This is a genomic window from Streptacidiphilus carbonis (assembly GCF_000787775.1).
Classification (GTDB): Bacteria; Actinomycetota; Actinomycetes; order Streptomycetales; family Streptomycetaceae; genus Streptacidiphilus; species Streptacidiphilus carbonis.
Window position 1 is genome coordinate 1 of record NZ_BBPM01000047.1, and the last position, 21558, is coordinate 21558.

Sequence of the window (21558 nt, forward strand, 5' to 3'; positions counted from 1 at the left end):
ATGAGTCGAAGCCGCGGGCCGCGTCCCCGGTCCACTCGCTGCCCAGCTTCCACGAACCCTCGCGCAGGCCGCCCGTCACGTCGAACAGGCCGTCGCTCAGAGCCTTGTAGGCGTCGTGCAGATACTCCAGGCGGCCGAAATCCCCCAGCAACGGGGTCAGGAGCAGCTCGATCAGGCTCTGCCCGGTGCAGAACTTGAACAGCTTCTCCGCCCCGGCCAGGAAACCCTCGCCCATGTTGGTGTGCAGCGTCCACACCATGTGGGAGATGCTCTTCGCCTCGTACTGCGAGGCGTCGTCGGGTTCCTTGGGCTGGACCTTGTCGCTGTCGAAGCTCCCGAGGTGGGAGGCGCCGGGCAGCGAACCGAGGTCGGGGAAGCCGCCGAGCGGCGTGGGGTAGAGCGCGCGTAGCTGCGCAGCGGTGTCGTGGTCCGTGGAGCGGTAGTCGTTCGCGGTCGCGTCCGACTTCTGGGCGACCAGGCCCATGCCGCGCTGGCACTGGCCTATCTTCTCCTCGAAGAACTGGGCGACCTCGGGGATGATGCCGCTGACCAGTGCCAACAGCCCTTCCAGTCCTTGGTTGTTGGCGCATGGGCCCGAAGCGTAATGGTTCAGCGTGCCGAGGTTCTCCCCCTCCGCGCGGACCTGCCCCGAGTAGCTGTGGAAGTCGTCCAGCGGCGGTGTCTTGAACCCGTCCATCCCCATCCCCGTTTCCTGCCACGGCCCTTGTGCCGATCGCTCCGCGACTCTACTGGGGGTGTGCGATCCGACCAGCAACGCCTCCTCTCACTCCCCACGTCGGCACAGCCGGCGGGTCTTCGCCTCGTCCCGGCCGTTCGCTACCCGAACGGGACCGCCGCTGACGGCTTTCATCGACACCCACCGCGGCCAGTTCGGCGTCGAGGCGATCTGCCGCACCCCGACCTGCGCCGGGATCCCGGTGGCGGCCTCGACCTACTACGCCTGCAGAACACGACCGCCCTCGCAGCGCGCCCTGCGCGATGAGAAGCTGACCCGGCAGATCCGGCGGATCCATGAGGCGAACTACGGCGTCTACGGGGCCCGCAAGGTCTGGCACCAACTGCGACGCGAGGGCGTCCAGGTGGCGCGTTGCACCGTGGAGCGCCTCATGCGCCAGGAAGGCCTCGTCGGTGCCACACGCGGCCGCAGGATCCGCACAACCGTCCCGGGCAAGGACGGCCGGCGGGCGGGCGACCTGGTCAACCGCGACTTCCACCCCGCCGGGCCGGACCGGACTCAACGACCGGGACGGCCTCACGTCACACTCCACGGTGTTGATGGCCGGAAGCGGCGCGTGGCGCACCGATGCTGAGGGGAGGTTGGGTTACAGACCGGCGAGCAAGGGGGCGGATATGGGAAAAGCCAGCAGGCGCAAGCAGTTACGGACGCGGGAGAAAACCCGCGAGTGGTCGGCGCCCGCCGCAGCCCGTCAGGCCCACTGCTGCGCGACGTTCAAGACGTGCAGGAAGGCGACGCTTTGAATGTCGACGTAGTTGAGCGAGTAGACGCCGGCGGCCGTCAGGCCGCCGGGGTCTTGGTGCTCACGGTGTCGCCTTCGTGCCCACGCTGTCGTCGGGGCCCTGGGGCGCGTTCGAACGGGCGAGGGAGACGCTGCTCAGAGTCCGGACGGGCGCCTGGAAAGCCAGGTGGCGTGCCGGTCGCGCATCTGGTCTCGTTCCTCGGTGCTGGTCAGCAAGACGTCGGCACCACCGTCATAGGGGTGGTGGATGCGCCGGATCCGGGTGTCGGTGATCATGACGCCCGCTGTCTTCTCGTCTGCGACATCGCGTAGGAGACCATCGATGCAGCCGGTCTGCCATGGGCGTTCAACGGCGAAGAGGTGGCAGTAGGTGCGGAATTCCGGGTCGGCGTCGTCTGTCGTCAACAGGCTCTGCCAGTAACCGGCATCTGGTTGGCGGGGCGGGACATCGGGTTCAGTCGTCCATGTGGGAGTGATCACGTAGACGTCCTTGTCCGTGAACAGCTCGTCGAGGACGGTGTTGTAGCGCCCGAGCAGGACGGCGTACTCGGCCTCGTCCTGCGGGTACCTTTTTGACTCCGGGAGGCTGTGGAAGCGGACCCAGACGTCCGGGAAGCGGCTGCGAAGTAGGTGCCCGACGGGAGGGCAGCTGGGCCATCGCTGCTGCCAGAGCGCCGTCAACGCTGCTTGCTTGGTCTCTGGCATGTGAAGCTCCCTCTCGCTGGGCCTGCGGTTGCCCATGATGCCCGACAGACCGCAGGTGGAAGCGCCCGACAGCGGCCTGCGGTCATGCGGTGGTGTGGGTTTCGGTGATGGCCAGGCGGGTGGAGGACTCGTCGACGATGGCCTTGTCCTGGGTGAAGGCGGCGATCAGGGACTGCCAGGCGATGTTGTTGACCGAGCGTGGCAGGCCGCGGCCGGCGAGGTGGATCAGTTCGACGGCGTCGTCGGAGAACAGGGTGTCCTGGCGGCCGGCGATGGTGATGTGGTGCTTGATGTAGCCGGCAGTCTCCTCCCTGCTCATCGTCGGCATCTAGTAGCTGATTGCGATCCGCTGTTCCAGGGCGGCCAGGACGCCGTGCTTCATGCGCTTGCGCAGGGTGGGCTGGCCGATCAGGACCACGGCGAACGGTGTGGTGGAGTCCATGTCGTAGTTGGTGAGCATCCGGATCGCGTCGAGTTCGCCGTGGTCGAGCAGGTGCGACTCGTCGATGACGACGGCCGGGGTGCGGCCGCGTTCGTCAACTTCGGCGGCCAGCGCTGCCGGCCCGGGCGGCCAGCGCCGCGAGGTGGAACTGGGTGTCGCCCAGGCTGGTGACGATCCGGTTGTAGAGGTCGCGCATGCCGACCTCCGGGTTCGGCTGGTAGATCACTGAAGCGGGCCGGGTCGAGGGAGGCGACGGCGCCCTTGAGGGCGACGGTCTTGCCGGAGCCCACGGCGATGGCGAGGACGAAGACCAGCAAGAACAGCGAGAAGAGCACATAGCCGACCCGGCCGGGCCGAGAGGTCACCCCCTACGGGGCGGATGTACGGAAGATGGCAGCTGGCTCACGGCTCGGGTCCTGTTCACATGGCGACGGGGGGTGTTCGCGCGAACACGCGATCGTTGGATATGTGACTGCGTCTCAGTCGGTTAGTTGACCCGGACGATCTGCCAGAGCTGGTCGTTCACGCTGACGTCGTTCCACTGGATGACGGCCGCGCCGTTGGCGGTGGACGACTGCGCCACGCCGGCCAGCAGTCCGTTGTTGACGTTGGCGAGTTTGTAGTAGCCGCCGCCCGCGTCGGTCAGGGTCCACTTCTGTGAGTTGCCGCCGTTGGCGGTGTTCTGAACGATGGCCGCGCCAGCGGAGGCGGAGCCGTTGCCGACGTCGAGGTTCAGTCGGCTGTTGACGTTGGTGAGGGTCCAGGCGCCGCCGCTCTGGGACTGGAAGGTCCACAGTTGGCAGTCGCAGGCGCTGTTCTGCCACTGGTCGGCCGCCGTGCCCGTGGTGGCGGAGGCGTTGGGCATGTCCAGGTACTTGCCGCTGTTCTTGTTGACCAGTACGTACTGGCCGGTGGACAGGGGCGGCAGGGCGGTCTGGGCGAGATTCCACCGCTGGCAGGCGCAGCCGGTACTTTCCCACTGGCCGGCGCCGGTGCCTGCGGTGGTGGAGGCGTCGGGTATCTCCAGGTACTTGCCGCTGATCCGGTTGACGGCCGAAAAGCCGCCTGCCGGGTCGGGTGCCACGGCCCACTCGTGGTCGGGGGTACCGTTGTCGTCCCACTGCAGGATCTTGGCGCCGTTGGCGCTGGACTGGTTTGCCACACCCAGGACCTTGCCGCTGGCGACGTTGAAGATTTTGAAGTAGCCGTCCGTCTGCTGGACGAAGCGCCACTTCTGGTCGGTTGCGCTGTCGGCGCTCTGTTGGATGGCAGCGGTGCCGTTGGCGGTGGAGCCTGCGGCGATGGTCAGCATCAGGTGGCTGTTGGCGTTGGACGCGGTGTAGGTGGCGCCGTCCGAGAGGCCGCCGCCCAGGTCGATGGTGCTGTAGGTGACGGGGTTGAGGCCGGTGCCCCCGTAGCCGCCGCTGAGAACCTCCAGGCTGTGGCCGTCGGCCAGGGGCAGCAGGCCGCGGCTGTAGCCGCCGGCGACGTTGGAACTGATGCGGGTCCAGGTGTTGGCGGCGCCGTTCTGGGTGTTGAGGAAGAGGCTGTCGGAACTGTTGGCGCTGACGACGAGGGTTCCGTTGGAGCCACCGGCGGGCAGCCAGGTGATGTACGGGGTACTGGTCGGTACGGTGCCGTCGGTCGCCCTGAGCGGGATGCCGGTGGCGGAGCCGAACGCCTCCGGGTCGGAGGAGACCTTGTAGTAGACGGCGAAGTCGCCCTCGGGTGCGCCGCCGTACTCGTACGTCATCACGTAATTGCCGTTGGGCAGTTTCGCCACGGTCGGCATGCCGGGGCGGCTGCTGTAGGGGGACACCGCCACGTCGTCGACGACCGGGCCCCAGGTGACGCCGTCGGTGGTGTCCTGGTGCACGACCTTCTGGCCGTGGTTGGGGTCGCGCTGGTCGGAGTAGTAGCAGATCAGCTTGGAGCCGGAGGCCATCAGGAACGGCTCCCACACCGGGGTGTCGCCGTTGGTGTCGAAGGCGGTGCCACCGGTGGCGATGTCGCTGACGAAGGTCCAGGTCACGCCGTGGTCCGTGCTGGCGTACAGGTCGAGCTTGATCGCGGACCGGTCGCTGGGGACGGAGGCGCCCGCGGCGAAAACGGTCCCGGCCGGGTAGGCGCCGATCGCGCTGGGCAACTCGTAGAGGAACGGCTCCCAGCGCATGCCCCAGCTGTTCTGGGTGTCGGCGACGCTGGAGATCTGGGTCCAGGTGCTGCCGTTGTCAGTGCTGCGGTAGATCGGGAAGACCGGAGTGCCCGAGGTGTACTGCTCGAAGGTGGCGAGCATGGTGCCGTTGGACGATCCGCTGTGCTGCAGCCGCACCGCCCGCGGGTAGAGCGAGCCGGGGGCTGGGGCGTTGGACGGCGGGGTGTACATGGTCTGCGAGGCGCGGGAGAGGGCATGCGCCGGGTCGGCGGGGAGGACGAGCGCGGCGGTTGCCGCGATCAGGGCGAGCAGCAGGAGGACGAGGGTGGAGCGGCGGGAACGCGGCGTGGTGCCGGGTCTGGCGCCGTCGTGGGTGATGGACATGTGCGGCTCCCTGCAGGTGCTGCGGAGGTGGGTGGGGGTGCCGACCGCTCCCGGGGTGGGCCGGAGCGTGAGCGGTGGGCGGCTTGGGTACGTCAGGTCACCCGGTCAGCCGGAGAGGGGCAGCCGGGGACGTGCAGGCGGATACGTGCAGGTCGATGACGTGCGACGGCGGACCAGGCGAGATCGCCATGGGGGGCTTGGCCGTCGGTGACAGGAAGGTGGCACGACGGGGCGCGAGGTCGGGTTTCCGCGGCCGTGCTGGTCTCGACCAGCCCTCGCCGGAGACGAGGTCTACTCGCGCTTGTCCGGCGCGGGCGGCAACGTCATTGGGGCGGTTAAGCGGTGGGGCGCGCCGTGGGCTGTTCGCGGGGTGGTGGGGGTGCTGTGGAGGAGCGGACGATGAGTTCGACCGGTGGGACGCTCGCCGCCGGCAGGTCTTCGTCGGGCCTCTCGATGGCATGCACGAGAAGCCTGACGCCTTCCTGGGCCGCGGCGTTGAACGGCTGGCGCACGGTGGTCAGGGGCGGGGCCACGAAGGCGTAGACGGGGTTGTCGTCGAAGCCGACGACGCTGACGTCCTGCGGCACGCGTCGTCCGGCTTCCCGCAGCGCGTGGATCACTCCGATGGCCATGTCGTCGCCCGACGCGAACACCGCGGTAACGGTGGGGTCGGAAGCGAGCTCACGACCTGCCGCATAACCCGAGGCAGCCGACCAGTCGCCCTCGATGTACGGAGGTGCGGTTTTGCCCCTTTCCTTGAGTGCGGCCCGCCATCCCTCGAGACGGTCCTTGGCGGCGTACCAGCGCTGCGGCCCGGCGACGTGATGCACCGTCGCATGCCCCAGGTCCAGCAGATGCTCCGTCGCGGCTCGGCCCAGGAGTTCGGAGCCCACCCCTGAGGTCACGGTGCGGGAGGTGGCGAAGACCGCCGGCGCACCGAGGAAGAGGACCGGCACGTCCACGCGGAGGGCGATTTCTCCCTCATCCACCGGTTCGGAGATGACGATGCCGTCCACGCCCTGCTCAAGGAGTGAGTCGACGGCGCTGGCGATGTCCCCCTGGTCGCCTTCCCGGGTGCCGACGACACGCAGGGTGTAGCCGGCGTCGCGAATGGCTCGCTCGATGCTGACGCGCAGGGAAGCGACGCCGTATCCGGCGATCCCGAGGGTCACCAGACCGATGGAACGAGTTCGACCAGAAGCCAACACTCTGGCCGCGTTGTTCAGGCGGTATCCGAGCTGTTCGGCGGCTTTGAGCACACGTCGGCGTACGTCTGCCGAGACGTACGGCTCGTCGTTGAAGACCCTCGACACCGTCTTGCGCGAGACCCCGGCCATCTGGGCCACATCCGCGCTACGCGGCAAAGCAGGGCTGCCGCCCTGTCCCACCTCTCGTACCATGATGTCTCCTCGTGACCAGATGCCTGAATACTGCGAGGTCAGCTATGTGACCGCGCGGTCATGTCTAAGGGTGCGGGAGATGAAGTGTCAAGGGTTGCCACAAAGAATCTCCCTTTCTATTTTCTTCGGGCGACCCACGGACCGGACGGTCTTGACAGAGAGCCCCACGGTGGACCTATGTTCCTTATGTTCCGATCGCTCTTGTTGGATCATGTTCGATCTTGGGTGCTTCGGTAGGCCTCCCGTCCCGTCCCGCCGTGCCTCGGGGCCGGGGTCGGGGTTTCGGTCGACACAACCTGCTCCGCCTCATCCGTCCCGCGCTGGAGACCCCAGCGCCCCGCCTCCCTACTCGGCGATTCCTCCACATCCACCCCTACTTCCTCCGGAGCCGTCCACCCATGACTTCCACCCGTCCGCTGCGTGTCCCCGGCATCGCCTACGGCGGCGACTACAACCCCGAGCAGTGGCCCGAGGAGGTCTGGGCCGAGGACATGCGCCTGATGCGCGAGGCCGGGGTGACCATGGTCAACGTCGGCATCTTCTCCTGGGCGCTGCTGGAACCCTCCGAGGGCGTCCACGACTTCACCCGGATGGACCGTATCCTCGATCTACTGCACGCCAACGGCATCGCAGCCGACTTGGCCACCCCCACGGCAGCTCCGCCGGCCTGGTTCTTCCGCGCCCACCCGGAGGCACTGCCGGTGGACAAAGACGGCCGCACCCTCTGGTACGGCAGCCGCCAGACCTTCTGCCCCAGCAGCCCCGCCTACCGAAGGGCCGCTCTGCGCATCGCCGACGCGTTGGCCCAGCGCTACGCCGACCACCCGGCTGTCGCCATGTGGCATGTGCACAACGAGTACGGGTGCCACAACGCCGCCTGCTACTGCGACACCAGTGCCGCCGCCTTCCGCAGCTGGCTCCGCGCCCGCTACGCCGAGGACCTGGACGCGCTCAACAACGCCTGGGGCACCACCTTCTGGAGCCAGTGGTACTACGACTGGGACGAGATCCTGCCGCCCCGCGCCACGGGCGCCCCACCGAACCCCACCCAGCAGCTGGACTGGCGCCGCTTCTGCTCGGACGAACTGCTGGCTCTCTGCACCGCCGAACGCGACGTCCTGCGGCAGGCGGCTCCGCGGATCCCCGCCACCACCAACTTCATGGTGCTGCGCACCTTCGACGCCCTGGACTACTGGCGCTGGGCGCCAGAGCTGGACATCGTCTCCAACGACCACTACCTGATGTCCGACGACCCGGAATCCGACATCGACATCGCGCTCAGCGGCGACCTGATGCGCTCCCTGGCCGGCGGCCCCTGGTTCCTGATGGAGCACTCCACCGGCGCCGTCAACTGGCAACCCGTCAACCGTGCCAAGGTGCCGGGCGAGATGCGCCGCAACGCCCTCGCGCACGTGGCCCGCGGCGCCGACGGCATCTCCTTCTTCCAGTGGCGGGCCGCCAAGGCCGGCGCCGAGCAGTGGCACTCCGCGATGCTGCCGCACGCCGGCACCGACAGCCGCATCTGGCAGGACGTCGTACACCTCGGCGCCGATCTGAAGGCGCTCGCCGAGGTACGCGGCAGCACCGCCGCCGCCCAGGTCGCGATCCTGTGGAACTGGGACGCCCGCTGGGCCCTGGAGCTCCCCTCCCAACCCAGCGGCGAACTGCGCTTCCAGGATTTGGTCCGCGACTGGTACACCCCGCTGTGGCGGGCAGGCGTGGCCGTGGACTTCGTGCGGCCGGACGCCGACCTCGACCGCTACCGCCTGGTCCTGGCACCCAGCCTCTACCTGGTTGACGACGCTGGCGCGGCCAATCTGGCGGGCTTCGCCGAGCGCGGCGGCACGCTCGCCGTCGGCTTCCACAGCGGCGCGGTCGACCAGAACTGCCACGTCCGGCCCGGTGGCTACCCCGGCGCCTTCCGGGACATCCTCGGGGTACGCGCCGACGAGCTCTTTCCGCTCCTGCCCAGCCAGACGCTCCAGCTCGCCGGGCAGGTCCCCGCAGGAGCCACGGCCACCCTGTGGTCCGAGCGGATCCAGCTCACCGGCGCCGAGCCCGTCGCGTCCTTCGCCGACGGGCCGCTTGTGGGAGCACCCGCCGTCACCCGTCACACCCCCGCCAGCGGAACCGCCTGGTATCTGGCCACCCGCCCCGATCCCGCGACCCTCGCCGCGTTGATGGATCGAATCTGCCAGGAGGCCGGGGTTCAGCCGGTAATCGACTCTTCGCCGGACGGCCTTGAGGCCGTCCGCAGAAGTGGCACCGATGCCGACTACCTGTTCCTGATCGACCACGCCGGCACCGGCGCCCAAGTCCCCGCGACGGGCGTGGAACTCCTCACCGGCAAGCCCGTAAACGAGTCGGTCACCGTCCCGGCGGGAGGTGTCGCGGTCGTCCGCGAGCCGCACTGAGGTTGGCGGCAGGGGCATCAGCCATCGGCGCAGCTTCGGCGCGCCGGCAGCGTCCTGCCCCTGCCGCTGCTCCGCGCCGGCAGGGGGCCGCCGATCAAAAACGTGTGGGCCGACAGCGCCTACAGGGCCAGGCCCTGGCCCAGGCGTTCGCCCGGCACGGGGTGAGCGTCGAGGTGGTGTGGCGAAGCGGTGATTGTCTGACGGTAGGTCTCCTCATCGGGGGCGGTGGAAGACGGCGTAGGCGATGGTCCGGTCACCCTTCATCCGGCACTCCCCGGGTTCACCACACGCTTCAGCATGTCTCGCACGAGCGGGGTGTCCGCACACGCGAGGGCCTGTTCGACAAGGCCGCGTAGTTCCTGGTCCTGAAGGATCATCGGGTACCCCCCTGCCGTGGACAGGCGACGGTCCGATTGGCGAACCGTCAGCAGCGCGACCCGGATGGCCGGGCTGATCGTGCCCATGCGAATCAGGGCTTGGAGCGCCAGGCGGAAGAACCCGAAGGCTTCACCTCCGGCGGCAATCCGCAGCACGAACTCCTCCAGGGCCTGCATGCTCGGTTCGGCCTGGCCTGTGATTGACCAGAGTGTGGTCGCGGCGGTCAGCCGCACCCAGTGCGTACGGTTCTTCAAGGCGAGTCGGACCCGGTTCGCGTAGGGCGCCGCGTCGAGCCCGAAGTCGGCCAGGTCACTTATCGGTCCGTATTCGGGTTCCTCAGCCGCCAGGACCGCGTCGCCGAAGAACCGGAGCGCCGCCGCACGGTCTGCGCTGATGCTTGCGGCGGCTGCGGCAACCAACCAGTGATTCCCTGGGGAGTCCAGTACCTGACAGGTGCGCAGGGCCGGTTCGGCTGAGGCCGCGCCGGGTCCTATCGTTCGCAGCATCCCGAGCACATAGCTCGAGGTCCAGGTGTCGGCGAGCAACGGCAGGAGTTCGGGCAGCGCCGGCAATGCATCCTCGCCCCATTCCGCCAGCACGCCGAGGAACTTGCGGGTCGCACTACCTCGGGCCCCGTCCTGCCGGATCGCCGTCTGCAGCGCAGGCAGCAGGACCTCCGCGTGGGCTCGTAGCGGGATCAGTACGTCCTCGATGTCCGGCCGCCTCGGGTCGCCGATGATGTAGCCGCGGCCTTGTTCCTCCTGCTGCGCGCGGAGCTGCTCGATCAGACCCGGCAGGGCACGCGGGTCACCGATCCGGGCCAGGGCCCACCGGGCGATTTCCCCGACCGTTCCGTCGAGGAACTCATCGGCGCCCTCGTCGTCGAGCAGTTCGGCGAGCCGGTCGGCGTAGGGGCAGCAGCCGTGCCCAGCACCGCAAGGACGTTTACTGCCCTCAGCCGCACGGCGCCGTCCAGATGGGTCAGCAGCCCGCCGGCCAGTGGCAGCAAGGCGGCTTCCACCGAACGCCGCTCGGTCAGGAGCCGCCACCCCAGGTCCAGTGCCACTCGGCACAGCTCAGCGTCCCCGAGTCGCTCTCCTGTCTCCAGCAGTCGGACAGCGAAGGAGAGTTCAACCTCGGGTTCGTGCGTGAGCAGCCGGGCCGTCGACGACACCAGGTCCTCGCGGGTCCAGGGAACGTCGACGGCCGGGGTGTACCAGACTTCTTCGAAGCGCGGCCGCAGCACGTGGTCGGAGAACACCTCGATCAGCCGGTCCACCTGCCGGACCGGCAGGTCCCGGTCCAGGACCGCCGAGGCGTGCACGGCCGCGACCCACAGCACCCGATCGTCCCCGTCCAGCACCTGCGCCAGCACCGCCCGTACTTCCTCGACGGGGTCACCGCCACGGACCTGCAGCTGGCCAAGGGCAAGCAACAACGGGAGACGGAGCGTCGGGTCCGTCTCCACCCGCCATCGCTCCAGCAGCCGGACGATCCCGGCGCCCAGGGGTATTGCCGCTCGCCGCACCGCCGGGTCCGGATCCGCCAGCAGCGCCCACGCTCCTGTCCAGTCCTCGTCTGCCAGGGCCGGTGCCCGCATGGCCACCAGCAACTCGACGAGGGCGACCCTCGCGCCCATAGCCGGGTCGGCGGCGAGCGCGATGACGAACGGCAGAGCAGCTGCCGCCGCAGACGGCGTCCGCCCCTTCGCCCTCGCGACAAGGGAGGCGTGGAGCGGATGACAGTTCTCCTCCGTCGCCGCCGCCCCCGCCAGCGCGAGCAGGCGCAGCGCCCGCGGCACGGCGTCGACCCGATCGTGCGGATGTGCCGTCTCAAGTTCGTCCCATGCCACAGAGTCCAGCGCGTCCAACGACTTCCCCGTCACCGGCATCCCGTCCACCACCACCTCGTCCTGCCCCTCATCGACCGTCATGGTCCAGGAATCCCACCGTCCTGTCGCTCGAATTCGCTGCTGCCTCATGAGACACCTCTCAGCCTGGAGCACCGGGGCTGCGGTGTCCCAGGCGGCGCCGGTCCTCGGAGCGGGTGCCGGCGGGTTGGAGGTCGGCGTAGGGGTGCAGGTGGGCTCCGGCGGTGCCATGGACCAGGGTGCGCTCGGGTTGGGCGGGGGTGGGCGCAGGCGTGGCCTGGCCCAGGAGGTCCAGGGCAGCTTGGGGGCCGTGGTCGCGGCGCACGGTGGCGAGTTGTTCGAGGTCCCAGGCCATGGCGCCGACGATGGTGCGGCGCAGGCCGTGGGCCTCCACGGTGCCGCGCACCAGCAGCAGACCCGAGTGGAAAACCGTGTGGGCGACCGCGTGGTGGGTGTCCTGGAAGAAAACGACGTCGACCAGGCCGGAGCCGTCTTCGAGGGTGACGAAGATGATCCTCTTGCCGGAGGGGATGGGTGGGGTCTGGGTGGAGGCGCGGATTGGCGCGGCCGTAGCCGTCCCTCTTGATCCGCTTGACTCGCGTGTTCTGACCCTCGACCTGGCCGGAGCTCCGGGTACTGGTCAGGCCCGCGATGACGGCGTCCTGGTCCCGACGCAGTCCGTTGACCAGCGAGTGCAGGGCGAGGAGGTCATCGCGTTCGACGCGGTCCATCCAGGCCGGGAGGTCGTGGCCGGTCAGGTCCCGCATCATGGTGGCGAAGTCGCGAACATGGCCGGTGACCGCGTCCAGTTCGGGGCAGCCGGCGCGGATCTCCTTGAGGCTGAGGGCGTCGTCGGCGGACAGGTTGCCCGGGTTCGTCATGATCCACCGGACGACGCTGCGGGGCCGCGGAGCAATCCTGGGCGCCGCCGGCACGACAGTGGTGGCCTTGAAGGGGCGCAGGTAGCGCAGTGCGGGCACCGGCCTTCGGCCGCCCGCGCCCGGGCATGCTTCGTGACCTGGCCGACCGTCCGCTCCACCAACTCCACCACGACGCCCGCCAGATGCGGATGAAGGACATCGAAACTTCGCGAGATACACCCCGGACACGATGACAGGCCGCACCGACACCACCCGCCCGATCACAAGATCAGCGACAGAGCCGTTTCCCGTGATAGACGTGCGGTTGGAGGGCCAGATCCCTTCGATCCGGTCAACGCTGTTTGCGCAGGACCATGAATTTCTCGCCGTAGGCGAAGAGCGTCGTATTGCCCACCACGTTGCTGTCCGACGCTGCCGCGCGGTAGCGGAGGCCGTCGAGGTAGAGATAGCTGTTCGGCTGAATGTCGGGAGTGTTGACCACCGACTCGGGAAGGCTCGTGTACTGGTCCCACGAATCGCGCTCCTGGCGGGTGAGCCAGAAGACCGGCTCCAGCGGGGGCCACGCGGAGGTGACCCTCACATCAGTCGACGACGGGGCGGGATTGCTGATGGCCTCCCAGGCAATGATGTCCGGCACCCCGTGATAGGTCAGGAAGAAGGTCTGCTCGATCACGTCTTTCAGCCCGAAATCGTCCGCCTGGGCAAGCAGCGCGGGGACGATCTTCTTCCGGTACAGGTCGAGCACGCCTAGGACCGCGGCATGGCGCGTTTTCCGTGCCTCGTCGAGGATGTCCAGCAGGTCGACTCGCTGGTACAGCCTGAAAGCCACCAGCACCGGCAGTTCGCCGTCGTGGGCGGGCCGGCGGCGGGCCTCAGGGCGAGTCGGCAGCGGATTTTTCGGGGCCATGGCCTCGGGGCCATCGGCCTTGATCGCGTCGACCACGTCCTTCAGCCAGTGGGCGCGAGCATCCGAGTTCGCCACCCGGTTCGTGTCCGTACTCTCATATGCTGCGACCCCCCGACCCCCAGCTACCAGGGGCAGCGCTCCAGGTGCGCCGCTATCGTGGCGCGGTTCCAGGCCCCGTCCGCGATAGTGACCCGGTAGCGGCGGGCCAGCACGGCGCCGGCCGCGAGCTCCCGCTCCTCTGCGAAGGCCAGCGAGGGATTGACCATGGGCACGGTTTCGCTGCGGACGAACCAGTGCGGGCGACCCCCTTCGTCGTCCGCAGGGTCGGCGCGGAACAGCAGGGTTGCGTGCCCGTCCACTTCGTCGTGTTCGCCGACATAGGCCAACCAGGGTGACGCGGCGCCCATCACAGCGGAGCCTTCCAAGCCGTCCGCGGCGAGCACCCGGCCGCCGATAAAGGAGCGCGGGCCGCGCCAGAAGAACCCGCAGTAGGCGGCCTGTGCGCGTCCGAAGACGGCGGGGCTTCCGAAGAGCAAAGGCTCACGGCGGACGTTGCGCAGTTCAGTGCTGAACTCAAGGGTCCAACTGCCTTCGGCCCGGTCGACGTCCTGGACCGACACTCGGCGGCGTTCGCGGATCCACAGTTCCCCATCGGCTGTGATCCAGGCCAGTTCCTCGGTGAAACCGGTGCTGTCGATGGAGCCGAAGCCGAGGTGGTCTTGGCGGCCGACATTGGGCAGGTCCAGGTATCCGGCGTCAGGAGCGCCCGGCGTGTAGGTGCCTCCGCCCCAGAAGTTCTGGCCGGACAGATGCGAGGCGGTCATGGCCAGGCCCTTGTGCCAGCGATGGTCGTGCGGGCGGTTTCCGCTGACGACCCGTCCGGCCAGGGTGCGCAGTGGATGCATGTACGGGCTGGGACACTCGGCGGCGGGAAGCTGCGGGCGGTAGTGGTAGCGGAACAGCGCGGTGCCGTTCAGTTCGGCGGTCAGCTGGTCACCATGCCCCTGGGTCATGAGTACGGTCTGCTGGCTCAGCATCGCGCCCACTCCGGAACACCTCCGTGGAGTCGCTGGTAGAAGGGGTTGTCGGGGAGCAGGTCGGTGGGTCGCACTGTCGCGCCGGTGAAAGCGGCCTGGTAGAGCGCGGTGACCAGTTCCAGCGCCTCCCGGCCACCGTTCCGGCCCGACAGGGGTGGACGCTCCTTGCGGTCCATCGCGTCCAGCAGGCCGGGCAGCAGCGCGGTGTGCGAGCTGCGGACCTCCGCACCGTCGACCGCCCGCAGTCGTTCCGGCGTATAGGTCCAGTCCGCGTCGCCGTAGCCGTACAGGTGCCGTAGTTCGACGCTGGCTTCGCTGAAGTCGAAGCGCAGATAGCTTTCCTCGCGCCGGGAGAGCGCGGAGTTGACTACGGTGGCCAGTGCCCCCGACTCGAAGCGCACGAGGGCTGTGGACACGTCCTCCACGTCCATGTCCCGCTCCAGGCGGGCGGCCATCGCGCGCACCTCGGCCCAGGGTCCGAGCACCGCCAGCAGCAGGTCCATCTGGTGGATTCCGTGTCCGAGTGTCGTGCCGCCGCCCTCGGTGTCCCAGCGGCCGCGCCACGGCACGGCGTAGTACTCCGGTGAGCGGTACCAGGTCGTCACTGCTTGGGCGACCAGGGGTCGCCCCAACTCGCCGGAGTCGAGTTGACGGACCAGCCGTCGCAGCCCGGATCCCGAGCGCTGCTGGAAGATGACAGAGGCGTATGGGCCGCCCTGCCGCTCTGCGGCCTCGACCAGGTCGAATTCGGCCAGTGAGAGGAAGGGCGGTTTCTCCAGCCACACCCAGGCCCCGGACCGCAGGCTGCTCAGTGCCGCGTCGAGGTGGGCAGCCGGCGGGGAGCACAGCACGACCAGGTCGGGGCGCTCTCTGCGGAGCATCGCGTCGAGGTCGGTGTAGGCGGCGGGGATCCCGTGCCGGACGGCGAACGAGTCCGCCCGCTCGGCGTCGATGTCCACCGCCGCCACCAACTCGGTTCGCCCGGCCTCGGCCGCGAATGCCGGCAGGTGTGCTTCCTCGGCGATATGCCCGGTGCCGACGACGGCCACCCGGAATCTGGTCATGTGTTTCGATGCTCCCCGCATGCCGGTTCTCTTGAGGGTGGCGCTCTTGGTGGTGGGAAGGCGGTCAGGTCGCGCTGACGGCCAGTGTGCTGACGACTGATCAGTAGGCGGGGCCGTAGGTCACATCGGTGACCAGGTACTTGCCGGTCAGCACGGCCGGGGCCTGGACCAGGTTTGTCTGCTGGGTCTGGGCGAAGCCCAGGTCGGGGTCGCTGTTCAGTTTGGTGCTGTAGGACTCGAGGAGCAGGCCGAGGTTGGCCGAGTTGCTGAAGGTGTTGCCGGAGGCCGCGGTGGGGTTGCTGACTCTGACCCCGGCCGGCGAAGTGATGGCCATCGGGCCGGCGGTGATGCCCAGCGGGTCGGTGAGGGTGCCGCCGTCCGCGCCGAAGGAGAGCGTTCCGCCGTTCAGGCCGCCGACTCCGAGGATCTTCATCTGCGGTTTGTTCGGTGCGGTGCCCACGCCGGGTGCGTCGGTCAGATAAGGCAGTCCGGCGACGTAGGAGAGTGTGGCGCCGGCACCGACCAGCACGGCCGGGACGGAGGCAGTGACCCGGACTCGTCCGTCGGTGACCCGATAGACCGTGGTGACCGGAAGCTCGGTTCCGCCCGGGCCGATCAGACTCTGCACCACTTCGCGGCCGACGCCGCCGTCGACCTTGACGGCGCGGGTCCGGACCGCGGAGTCCGGCGCGGGGCTGAGGAAGTGCGTGCCGGTGACGTCGGTGTAGGCCAGGCCGATGCTCTGCTTGCCCGAGGTGGCGGCATGGATCACGTCGGCGTTGCCTGCGGACACCAGATAGGCGGTCCCTTGGGCGTCGAGCACCACCGAGCCGGAGCCGACCCGCAGCTTGTACTGGGTGTCGGTGGTCTGCGCCTTGGTGTACCACCGGCTGGGGTCGCTGAACTGCCACACCGTCATAAAGGCGAAGTGCCCGTCTGGGACCACACTCTTGTCCGGCTCGGTGCCGACATGGGTGTAGGGGATGGTGGAGGTGCCCAGGTAGCGGCCGAGGTCGTCCTTGACGATGCCGCTGTAGTGCTGGAGTCCGTACAGCCCTTCGAAGCCCGCCCGCAGCTCGTTGTGCCGGGCGCCGCCGTAGTCGAAGCCGCGGGCTCCGAGCCGCATGTCCAGGTACCGGGTCATGGACAGGCCGTCGTTGTAGAAGCGCCGGTCGCCGGTAAGCCGCCAGCCCTCCCACAGAAAACTGATCGCGATGGCGCCGTAGTTCTGGTCCAGACCGCCTGAGTGCTCAGGGTAGAAGGTGTAGCCGCGGTCGGTCTGGCGCAGGGGCTGCACCCGCTGCGTGAACACGTCCATGGCCTGCTGCTTCAGCGTCTTGGCGGCCTGCGTGTCGCCGAACCTGGCCAGTTGCTGGGAGAGCATCAGGGCGCCGTCCACCGAGGCGATGGCCTGGTTGTCGGCGTCCTGCGGGTTGAAGGCGGAGACGGTGGTGAGCCAGGTCCAGTACCCCTGTCCGAGCTTGAGCAGCGCGGCGCGCTGGTCGGTGCGGAGCATGCCGTCGCCGTACTGCAGGACGTCGCCGACGTGGAGCAGCGCCCAGGCAGTCGTGGGCCAGTCTCCGCCGCCGCCGGCTGCCAGGGTGTAGGGCATGTAGGCGGCCCAGGGCCGGCCGCTGTTCTTGACCAGGAGTGTGGTGTCGCCGGGGTTGTCCTGGGTGTAGACCCGGTTGGCGAGGTACCAGTCCACGCTCTTCTGGAACGCGGCCACCACGCTGCTGTCGCGGGTCTGCGCGTGGTAGAGGGCGATCAGGCTGGAGGCTCCCAGGGAGTTGTCGCCGAGGTCCTTGGTCTTGCCCTGGATCTCCAGGCTGCCGTCGGCGGTCTGGTGCGCCAGCATCGACTGGACCTGCTGCCGCAACTGGGCGGCGTAGACGGCGGAGCCGTCCGGGATGTCGCCGAGGTGCACGCTGAGGTTGGGCGACAGCACCAGTGCGGGAACGGCGGCGCTGCCGGCCGTGTCGGCGCGCGCGCTGCCCTGCAGGCCGGCGGCGGCCAGTACGGCGGCGGCCGTCATCGCTATGGCGGAGACTACGGACTTCCGTGCCTTTGGCATGGTTCTCCTCATGGAGGTCGTTCTCGGGTGGGAGGAGCGACGGTCAGCCCTTGAAGCCGGTGGTGGCGATGCCCTGCACCAGGTGCCGTTGGAACAGTACGAACAGCACCAGCAGCGGGGCCAGGGTGACTGTGGCCATCGCGAACATCGGGCCCAGGTCGGAGCCGGAGGTGGCGTCCAGGAACATCCGCAGTCCGACCGGGAGGGTGTAGCGGGCGGGGCTGTTGAGGTAGATCAGCTGGGAGAAGTAGTCGTTCCAGGTCCAGATGAAGGTGAAGATCGCGGTGGTTGCCATCGCCGGTTTCATCAGCGGCAGCAGGATGTGCCAGAAGGTCCGGAAGGGGCCGCAGCCGTCCAGTGCGGCGGCCTCGTCGAGCTCGCGCGGCAGTCCTCGCATGAACTGGAGGTTGAGGAAGAGGAAGAAGGCGTCCACGGCGAGGAACTTGGGCAGCACCAGCGGCAGGTCGGTGTCTACCCAGCCGAGCTGATGGAAGATCAGGTACTGCGGGATGAGCAGGATTTCCTTGGGCAGCAGCAGGGTTCCGATGGCGATCCCGGTGACCAGGGCCCGGCCGCGGAACTCCAGCCGCGCCATCGCATAGGCCGTGATCGAGCAGGAGAACATGTTGCCGATCACCGCGCCGACGGCGATCAGGGTGGAGTTCATGAAGTAGACCGCGAAGCTGGTGCCGGCCGTCCCCGCCCAGCCCTGGGCGAAGTTGCCCGGGGTGAAGTGCCTGGGCCAGAAGGACAGACTGGCGACGATCTCGTCGGTCGATTTGAACGAGGAGCCCAGCATCCAGGCCACCGGGTAGAGCAGGACCAGCAGCAGGGCGATGATCAGCAGGTGCGGAAGTGCGGGCCGAACGGCCCTGGTGAGGAGCGGGCGCATCGTCAGTCTCCGTAGTGGACCCAGTACTTGGCGGACCAGAAGAGCAGCCCGGTGATCACGCCGAGGCCGGCGATCATCACCCAGGCCATCGCCGCCGCGTAGCCCATCTGCTGGAACTGGAAGGCGCGCTGGTAGAGGTAGAGGGTGTAGAAGAGGGTGGAGTCGACCGGACCGCCCTGGCCGTCCCCGACCAGTTGGGCCGGGGTGAAGGCCTGGAAGGCGCCGATCATCTCGACCACCAGGTTGAACAGGATCACCGGGCTCAGCATCGGCAGGGTGATCGACCGGAAGCGTCGCCAGGGACCCGCCCCGTCGACTTCCGCCGCCTCGTAGAGCTCGCGTGGAATCTGCTTGAGGCCCGCCAAGAAGATCACCATCGGGGCGCCGAACTGCCACATGGCCAGGGCGACGATCACCCAGCGGACGTAGTTGGGGTCCGAGACCCAGGCTTCGCCGCGGATTCCGAAGAGCCGCAGAAAGCCGTTGAAGGGGCCGTCGGTGTCGAAGGTGCCCTGCCAGACGATGGCGATGGCGACGCTGGTGCCGAGCAGTGAGGGCAGGTAGAACAGCGCCCGATAGACGCCCTGCCCGCGCCGGGGCCGCGCCAGCAGCAGCGCCACGGCCAGCGCAGCCAACAGCTTCAGCGGAGCCGAGGTGACGACGTACTCCGCGGTGACCTGGATCGAGTGCAGATAGCGCGGATCGGAGGTGAACAGCCGGCGGTAGTTGGCGAAACCGACCCAGTGCGGCGCGCTGAGCAGGTCATAGCTGGTGAACGACAGATAGAGCGAGTAGAGCAGCGGAATGGCCAGCACTCCGACGGTGCCGATGATCCACGGGCTCAGCAGGATGAACGCCGGTCCGCCCTGCCGCTTCCCGGGACGGCGGCCCAGGCCTGGGGCGGCGGTGGAGCGGTCGGGCCGCACCGCCACGGACTCGGCTGTGGCCGACGCCATCAGGAGTCCCCGGCCAGCATCTGCTTTGCCTGCTGCATGAACTGTCCGGCGGCCTGGTCGATGCTCGCCTTGCCGAACCAGACGCTCTCCGCGGTGCGGACGAAGAGCCCGGTCTCGATCTGGGTGGAGGCGGACGGCGAGGGCGGCGGTGCAGCGGAGTTGTTGCCGGCCTTGCCCACATAGCCGGTGTAGGCGGCGACCTGCCGTGCCGAGCCGCTGAGGGTGGGCGTGAGCGCCGCGAGCACTTTGCTGTTGGCCGGCGCGCCGCGGCTGATGCCCAGCTTCAGCCCCGCCTGGGCGTCGTTGATCAGGAAGTCCACCAGTTCGGCGGCCTCTTTGGCGTGCTTGGAGTGCCCGTACACGCCCCAGTCGACGGAGCGCTTCAGGTAGGCGCCCGGCCGAGCGGCGGTCTCGCCCGGCAGGCCGACGTACTGCCAGTTGCCGCCGGGCAGGGTAGTGCTGGTGCCGTAGGCATCCATGGCCACCTGCCCCTTGGCGATGGGGACCTTGGTGACGTCACCTGCCACGCCCGGTTCGGTAACTGTCGCCGGCGGCACCGCGCCGCTCTTGCGCAGCCCGTCCCAGTAGGTCCACCAGGCCGTCAGCTCCGCCTGGGTGAAGCCGAGGCTCTTGCCGTCCGCGCTGTAGAGGTTGCCGCCGCGCTGGCGGACGAAGATCTCGAAGGCCTGGACGTTGGCGCTGTCGTCGCCCGCGCCCCAAGTCTTGCCGTCACCCTTGGCGGATATCTGCTTGGCCAGGTCTCCGTACTGCTGCCAGGTCATCCCCGCGGTGGGCGCGCCGACGCCGGCTGCGGAGACCAGGGCTGAGTTGTAGAGCAGAGCGAACGGGTTGGAGCCGGCCGGCACCTCGTAGAGCTTGCCCAGGTAGGAGCCCTGGGCCAGGTATGCGGGGGCGATGGAACTGGTGTCGAGTACGTCCTTCAGTGCGCCGAGGTCGGCCAGCGAACCCTTGGACGCGTACTTGGAGACGGTGTCCACCTGGAACACATCGGGGGCGTCGCCCGCGGTGACCTCGGTGTCCAGCTTGTCGTAGTAGCCGGGGTAGGCCGAGGGCTCGCTCTGCACGGTGATGTCCGGGTGCGCCTTCTCAAACAGAGCGACCGCCTCCTGGGTGGCCTGCGCCCGAGCGGGGTTGCCCCACCAGGTGATACGCAGAACGGTCTTGCCGCCCGCCGAGGTGCCGGTGCCGCCCCCGGCACAGGCGGACAGGGCCAGCAGCACCCCGGCGACGGCAGCGGCGGTCCCAGCGGTGGCGGCGGTTCTGTGGCAAGTCGCTGCGGGTCGCTTCATTGCGTTCCCTCTCGTGAACGGTCACATGTGTGATGCCAAGACCATAGGAACCGCCCCGCAGGGCGTCAATAGGGGTCGTGCAGGTTTCCGTGGAACGACAAGGCTCATCCTGGACTCGGCCGACGTGGTGGGTTATCGTGACCGTTGCCATGAAGCAGCCAGAATCACCGATCACCATGCGGACCGTCGCCAAGCAGGCCGGCGTGTCCTACCAGACGGTCTCCCGTGTCATCAACGAAGCGTCAGGAGTAGCACCGGAGACCCGGTCCCGCGTGCTCACGGCAATGCGCGAGCTCGGCTACCGCCCAAGCCTCGCGGCGCGTTCCCTGGCCCGGAACCGCACCGAGATCGTCGGTCTGGTGCTGCCCAGCTCCGTCGACCTGACATTCGCCGACGCCCATCTACTGCAAATGGTCGGCGGAGTGGACCGCGGTGTCAGCGACAACGACTACAGCACTCTGCTGGCCAGCCCCAAGGAGTCGGAGCCGGTACTGTCGGCCTTCCGCAGGCTGGTGCGTCAGCGGACGGTGGACGGTGTGCTCATCGAGGCCGGTATGGGCGAGGAGGGCGTCGCCCTGCTGGTCGACGCCGGCTACCCGGTAACAGTCATCGGCCACACCAGCCTTGACGTACCGTCGGTCCGCCCGGACGACGAGAGCGGAGCCTACGTCGCCATGCAGCACCTGCTGGCGCTCGGACACCGCCGGATCGCCCTCATCGGCAGCGAGAACCCGGGCAACCTCGCAGTCGCCGCCCGCCGCTCCGGTTGCGACCGCGCCCTGGCCGACGCCGGCCTGGCGCTGGACATGTCCCTGGTCGAGCGGGGCGAGTGGACCATCGCCTCGGGCCGGGCGGCCACCGAGCGGCTGCTCGACCTGCCCGCACCACCGACCGCCGTCTTCGCATTCAATGACAGCATGGCCATCGGCACCCTCCAGGTCGCCCGGGAGCGCGGAATCGAAGTGCCCCGGCAGCTCTCGGTCCTGGGCTTCGACGACACCCCGAGTGCCGCCCTGCTCACTCCGGCTCTCACCAGCGTCCGCGTCTTCAGCGCCGAACAAGGCGAGCGCGCGGCCCGCACCCTGATTGGCATACTGCGCGGCATGACCCCACCGAGCTCGCCCGTCATCCTGCCGAGCCAACTGGTGGTCCGTTCCTCGACCGCGCCACTGACTCGCTGAACCATCCCG

General features: G+C 68.7%; 19 protein-coding genes and 2 pseudogenes. 3 read left to right on the plus strand and 18 right to left on the minus strand.

Going from position 1 to position 21558, the window contains the following annotated elements; genetic code table 11:
- A partial coding sequence (locus tag TR46_RS28380) for a hypothetical protein (RefSeq protein ID WP_201776454.1) occupies positions 1–697 on the minus strand: 697 nt, incomplete at its 3' end.
- A 58-nt stretch (positions 698–755) separates the two neighbouring features.
- Here TR46_RS28380 and TR46_RS41450 point away from each other — a divergent pair.
- The gene (locus TR46_RS41450) at positions 756–1331 is read left to right on the plus strand and encodes an IS3 family transposase (protein WP_063770686.1); all 576 of its coding nucleotides are present in this window, start codon (positions 756–758) and stop codon (positions 1329–1331) included.
- 303 nt (positions 1332–1634) lie between these two features.
- Here TR46_RS41450 and TR46_RS28390 read toward each other — a convergent pair whose 3' ends face one another.
- The 6 genes from TR46_RS28390 to TR46_RS28405 all read right to left on the minus strand — a co-directional run bounded on the left by TR46_RS28390 (position 1635) and on the right by TR46_RS28405 (position 6585).
- Entirely contained in the window at positions 1635–2204 is a 570-nt protein-coding gene (locus tag TR46_RS28390; RefSeq protein WP_042406672.1) for a DUF3885 domain-containing protein, read from the minus strand.
- A gap of 82 nt (positions 2205–2286) precedes the next feature.
- The gene (locus tag TR46_RS43710) at positions 2287–2523 is read right to left on the minus strand and encodes a hypothetical protein (RefSeq protein ID WP_201776455.1); all 237 of its coding nucleotides are present in this window, start codon (positions 2521–2523) and stop codon (positions 2287–2289) included.
- Positions 2524–2532: 9 nt separating this feature from the next.
- On the minus strand, positions 2533–2757 hold the full coding sequence (locus tag TR46_RS43715) for an AAA family ATPase (RefSeq protein ID WP_201776459.1): 225 nt from the start codon (positions 2755–2757) through the stop codon (positions 2533–2535).
- On the minus strand, positions 2741–2872 hold the full coding sequence (locus TR46_RS45155) for a hypothetical protein (protein ID WP_269084282.1): 132 nt from the start codon (positions 2870–2872) through the stop codon (positions 2741–2743). The genes TR46_RS43715 and TR46_RS45155 overlap by 17 nt, the downstream gene beginning before the upstream one ends.
- 261 nt (positions 2873–3133) lie before the next feature.
- On the minus strand, positions 3134–5185 hold the full coding sequence (locus TR46_RS28400) for an RICIN domain-containing protein (protein ID WP_042406677.1): 2052 nt from the start codon (positions 5183–5185) through the stop codon (positions 3134–3136).
- Positions 5186–5520: 335 nt separating this feature from the next.
- Positions 5521–6585 (minus strand): LacI family DNA-binding transcriptional regulator, encoded by a 1065-nt coding sequence (locus tag TR46_RS28405; protein WP_042406680.1) that lies wholly within the window; start codon positions 6583–6585, stop codon positions 5521–5523.
- Between the two features lie 398 nt (positions 6586–6983).
- Between TR46_RS28405 and TR46_RS28410 the strand changes: the two genes are divergently transcribed.
- Complete coding sequence (locus TR46_RS28410; protein ID WP_042406683.1) at positions 6984–8999, plus strand: beta-galactosidase; 2016 nt, start codon at positions 6984–6986, stop codon at positions 8997–8999.
- 260 nt (positions 9000–9259) lie between these two features.
- On the opposite strand, the gene TR46_RS28415 is transcribed toward TR46_RS28410, so the two are convergent.
- From TR46_RS28415 to TR46_RS28465, 11 genes and pseudogenes are all read right to left on the minus strand, one after another.
- Positions 9260–9976 (minus strand): hypothetical protein, encoded by a 717-nt coding sequence (locus TR46_RS28415; RefSeq protein WP_042406686.1) that lies wholly within the window; start codon positions 9974–9976, stop codon positions 9260–9262.
- Positions 9977–10161: 185 nt separating this feature from the next.
- Positions 10162–11310, minus strand: a complete 1149-nt coding sequence (locus TR46_RS28420) for a hypothetical protein (RefSeq protein WP_042406689.1) — start codon at positions 11308–11310, stop codon at positions 10162–10164.
- A 58-nt stretch (positions 11311–11368) separates the two neighbouring features.
- Positions 11369–11812, minus strand: a pseudogene (locus tag TR46_RS42630) (OB-fold nucleic acid binding domain-containing protein); the annotation flags it as partial.
- Positions 11813–11864: 52 nt separating this feature from the next.
- Positions 11865–12128 (minus strand): annotated as a pseudogene (locus tag TR46_RS44630) (ISL3 family transposase); the annotation flags it as partial.
- Between the two features lie 331 nt (positions 12129–12459).
- Positions 12460–13110, minus strand: coding sequence for a hypothetical protein (locus TR46_RS28435; protein WP_042406696.1), 651 nt, complete (start codon positions 13108–13110; stop codon positions 12460–12462).
- Positions 13111–13157: 47 nt separating this feature from the next.
- Entirely contained in the window at positions 13158–14048 is an 891-nt protein-coding gene (locus TR46_RS28440) for a DUF6807 domain-containing protein (protein ID WP_236655553.1), read from the minus strand.
- Positions 14049–14065: 17 nt separating this feature from the next.
- The gene (locus TR46_RS28445; RefSeq protein ID WP_042406702.1) at positions 14066–15136 is read right to left on the minus strand and encodes a Gfo/Idh/MocA family protein; all 1071 of its coding nucleotides are present in this window, start codon (positions 15134–15136) and stop codon (positions 14066–14068) included.
- Between the two features lie 100 nt (positions 15137–15236).
- Entirely contained in the window at positions 15237–17210 is a 1974-nt protein-coding gene (locus TR46_RS38335) for a hypothetical protein (protein WP_152626726.1), read from the minus strand.
- A gap of 43 nt (positions 17211–17253) precedes the next feature.
- The gene (locus TR46_RS28455; RefSeq protein WP_042406704.1) at positions 17254–18102 is read right to left on the minus strand and encodes a carbohydrate ABC transporter permease; all 849 of its coding nucleotides are present in this window, start codon (positions 18100–18102) and stop codon (positions 17254–17256) included.
- A 2-nt stretch (positions 18103–18104) separates the two neighbouring features.
- Complete coding sequence (locus tag TR46_RS28460) at positions 18105–19058, minus strand: carbohydrate ABC transporter permease (RefSeq protein WP_084719001.1); 954 nt, start codon at positions 19056–19058, stop codon at positions 18105–18107.
- Positions 19058–20368: an ABC transporter substrate-binding protein gene (locus TR46_RS28465; protein ID WP_042406706.1), complete on the minus strand. Its 1311-nt coding sequence runs from the start codon at positions 20366–20368 to the stop codon at positions 19058–19060. Before TR46_RS28465 ends, TR46_RS28460 begins: the two co-directional genes overlap by 1 nt.
- A 149-nt stretch (positions 20369–20517) precedes the next feature.
- Here TR46_RS28465 and TR46_RS28470 point away from each other — a divergent pair, with 149 nt between their 5' ends.
- The gene (locus TR46_RS28470) at positions 20518–21549 is read left to right on the plus strand and encodes a LacI family DNA-binding transcriptional regulator (RefSeq protein ID WP_084719002.1); all 1032 of its coding nucleotides are present in this window, start codon (positions 20518–20520) and stop codon (positions 21547–21549) included.
- Positions 21550–21558: the final 9 nt, after the last annotated feature.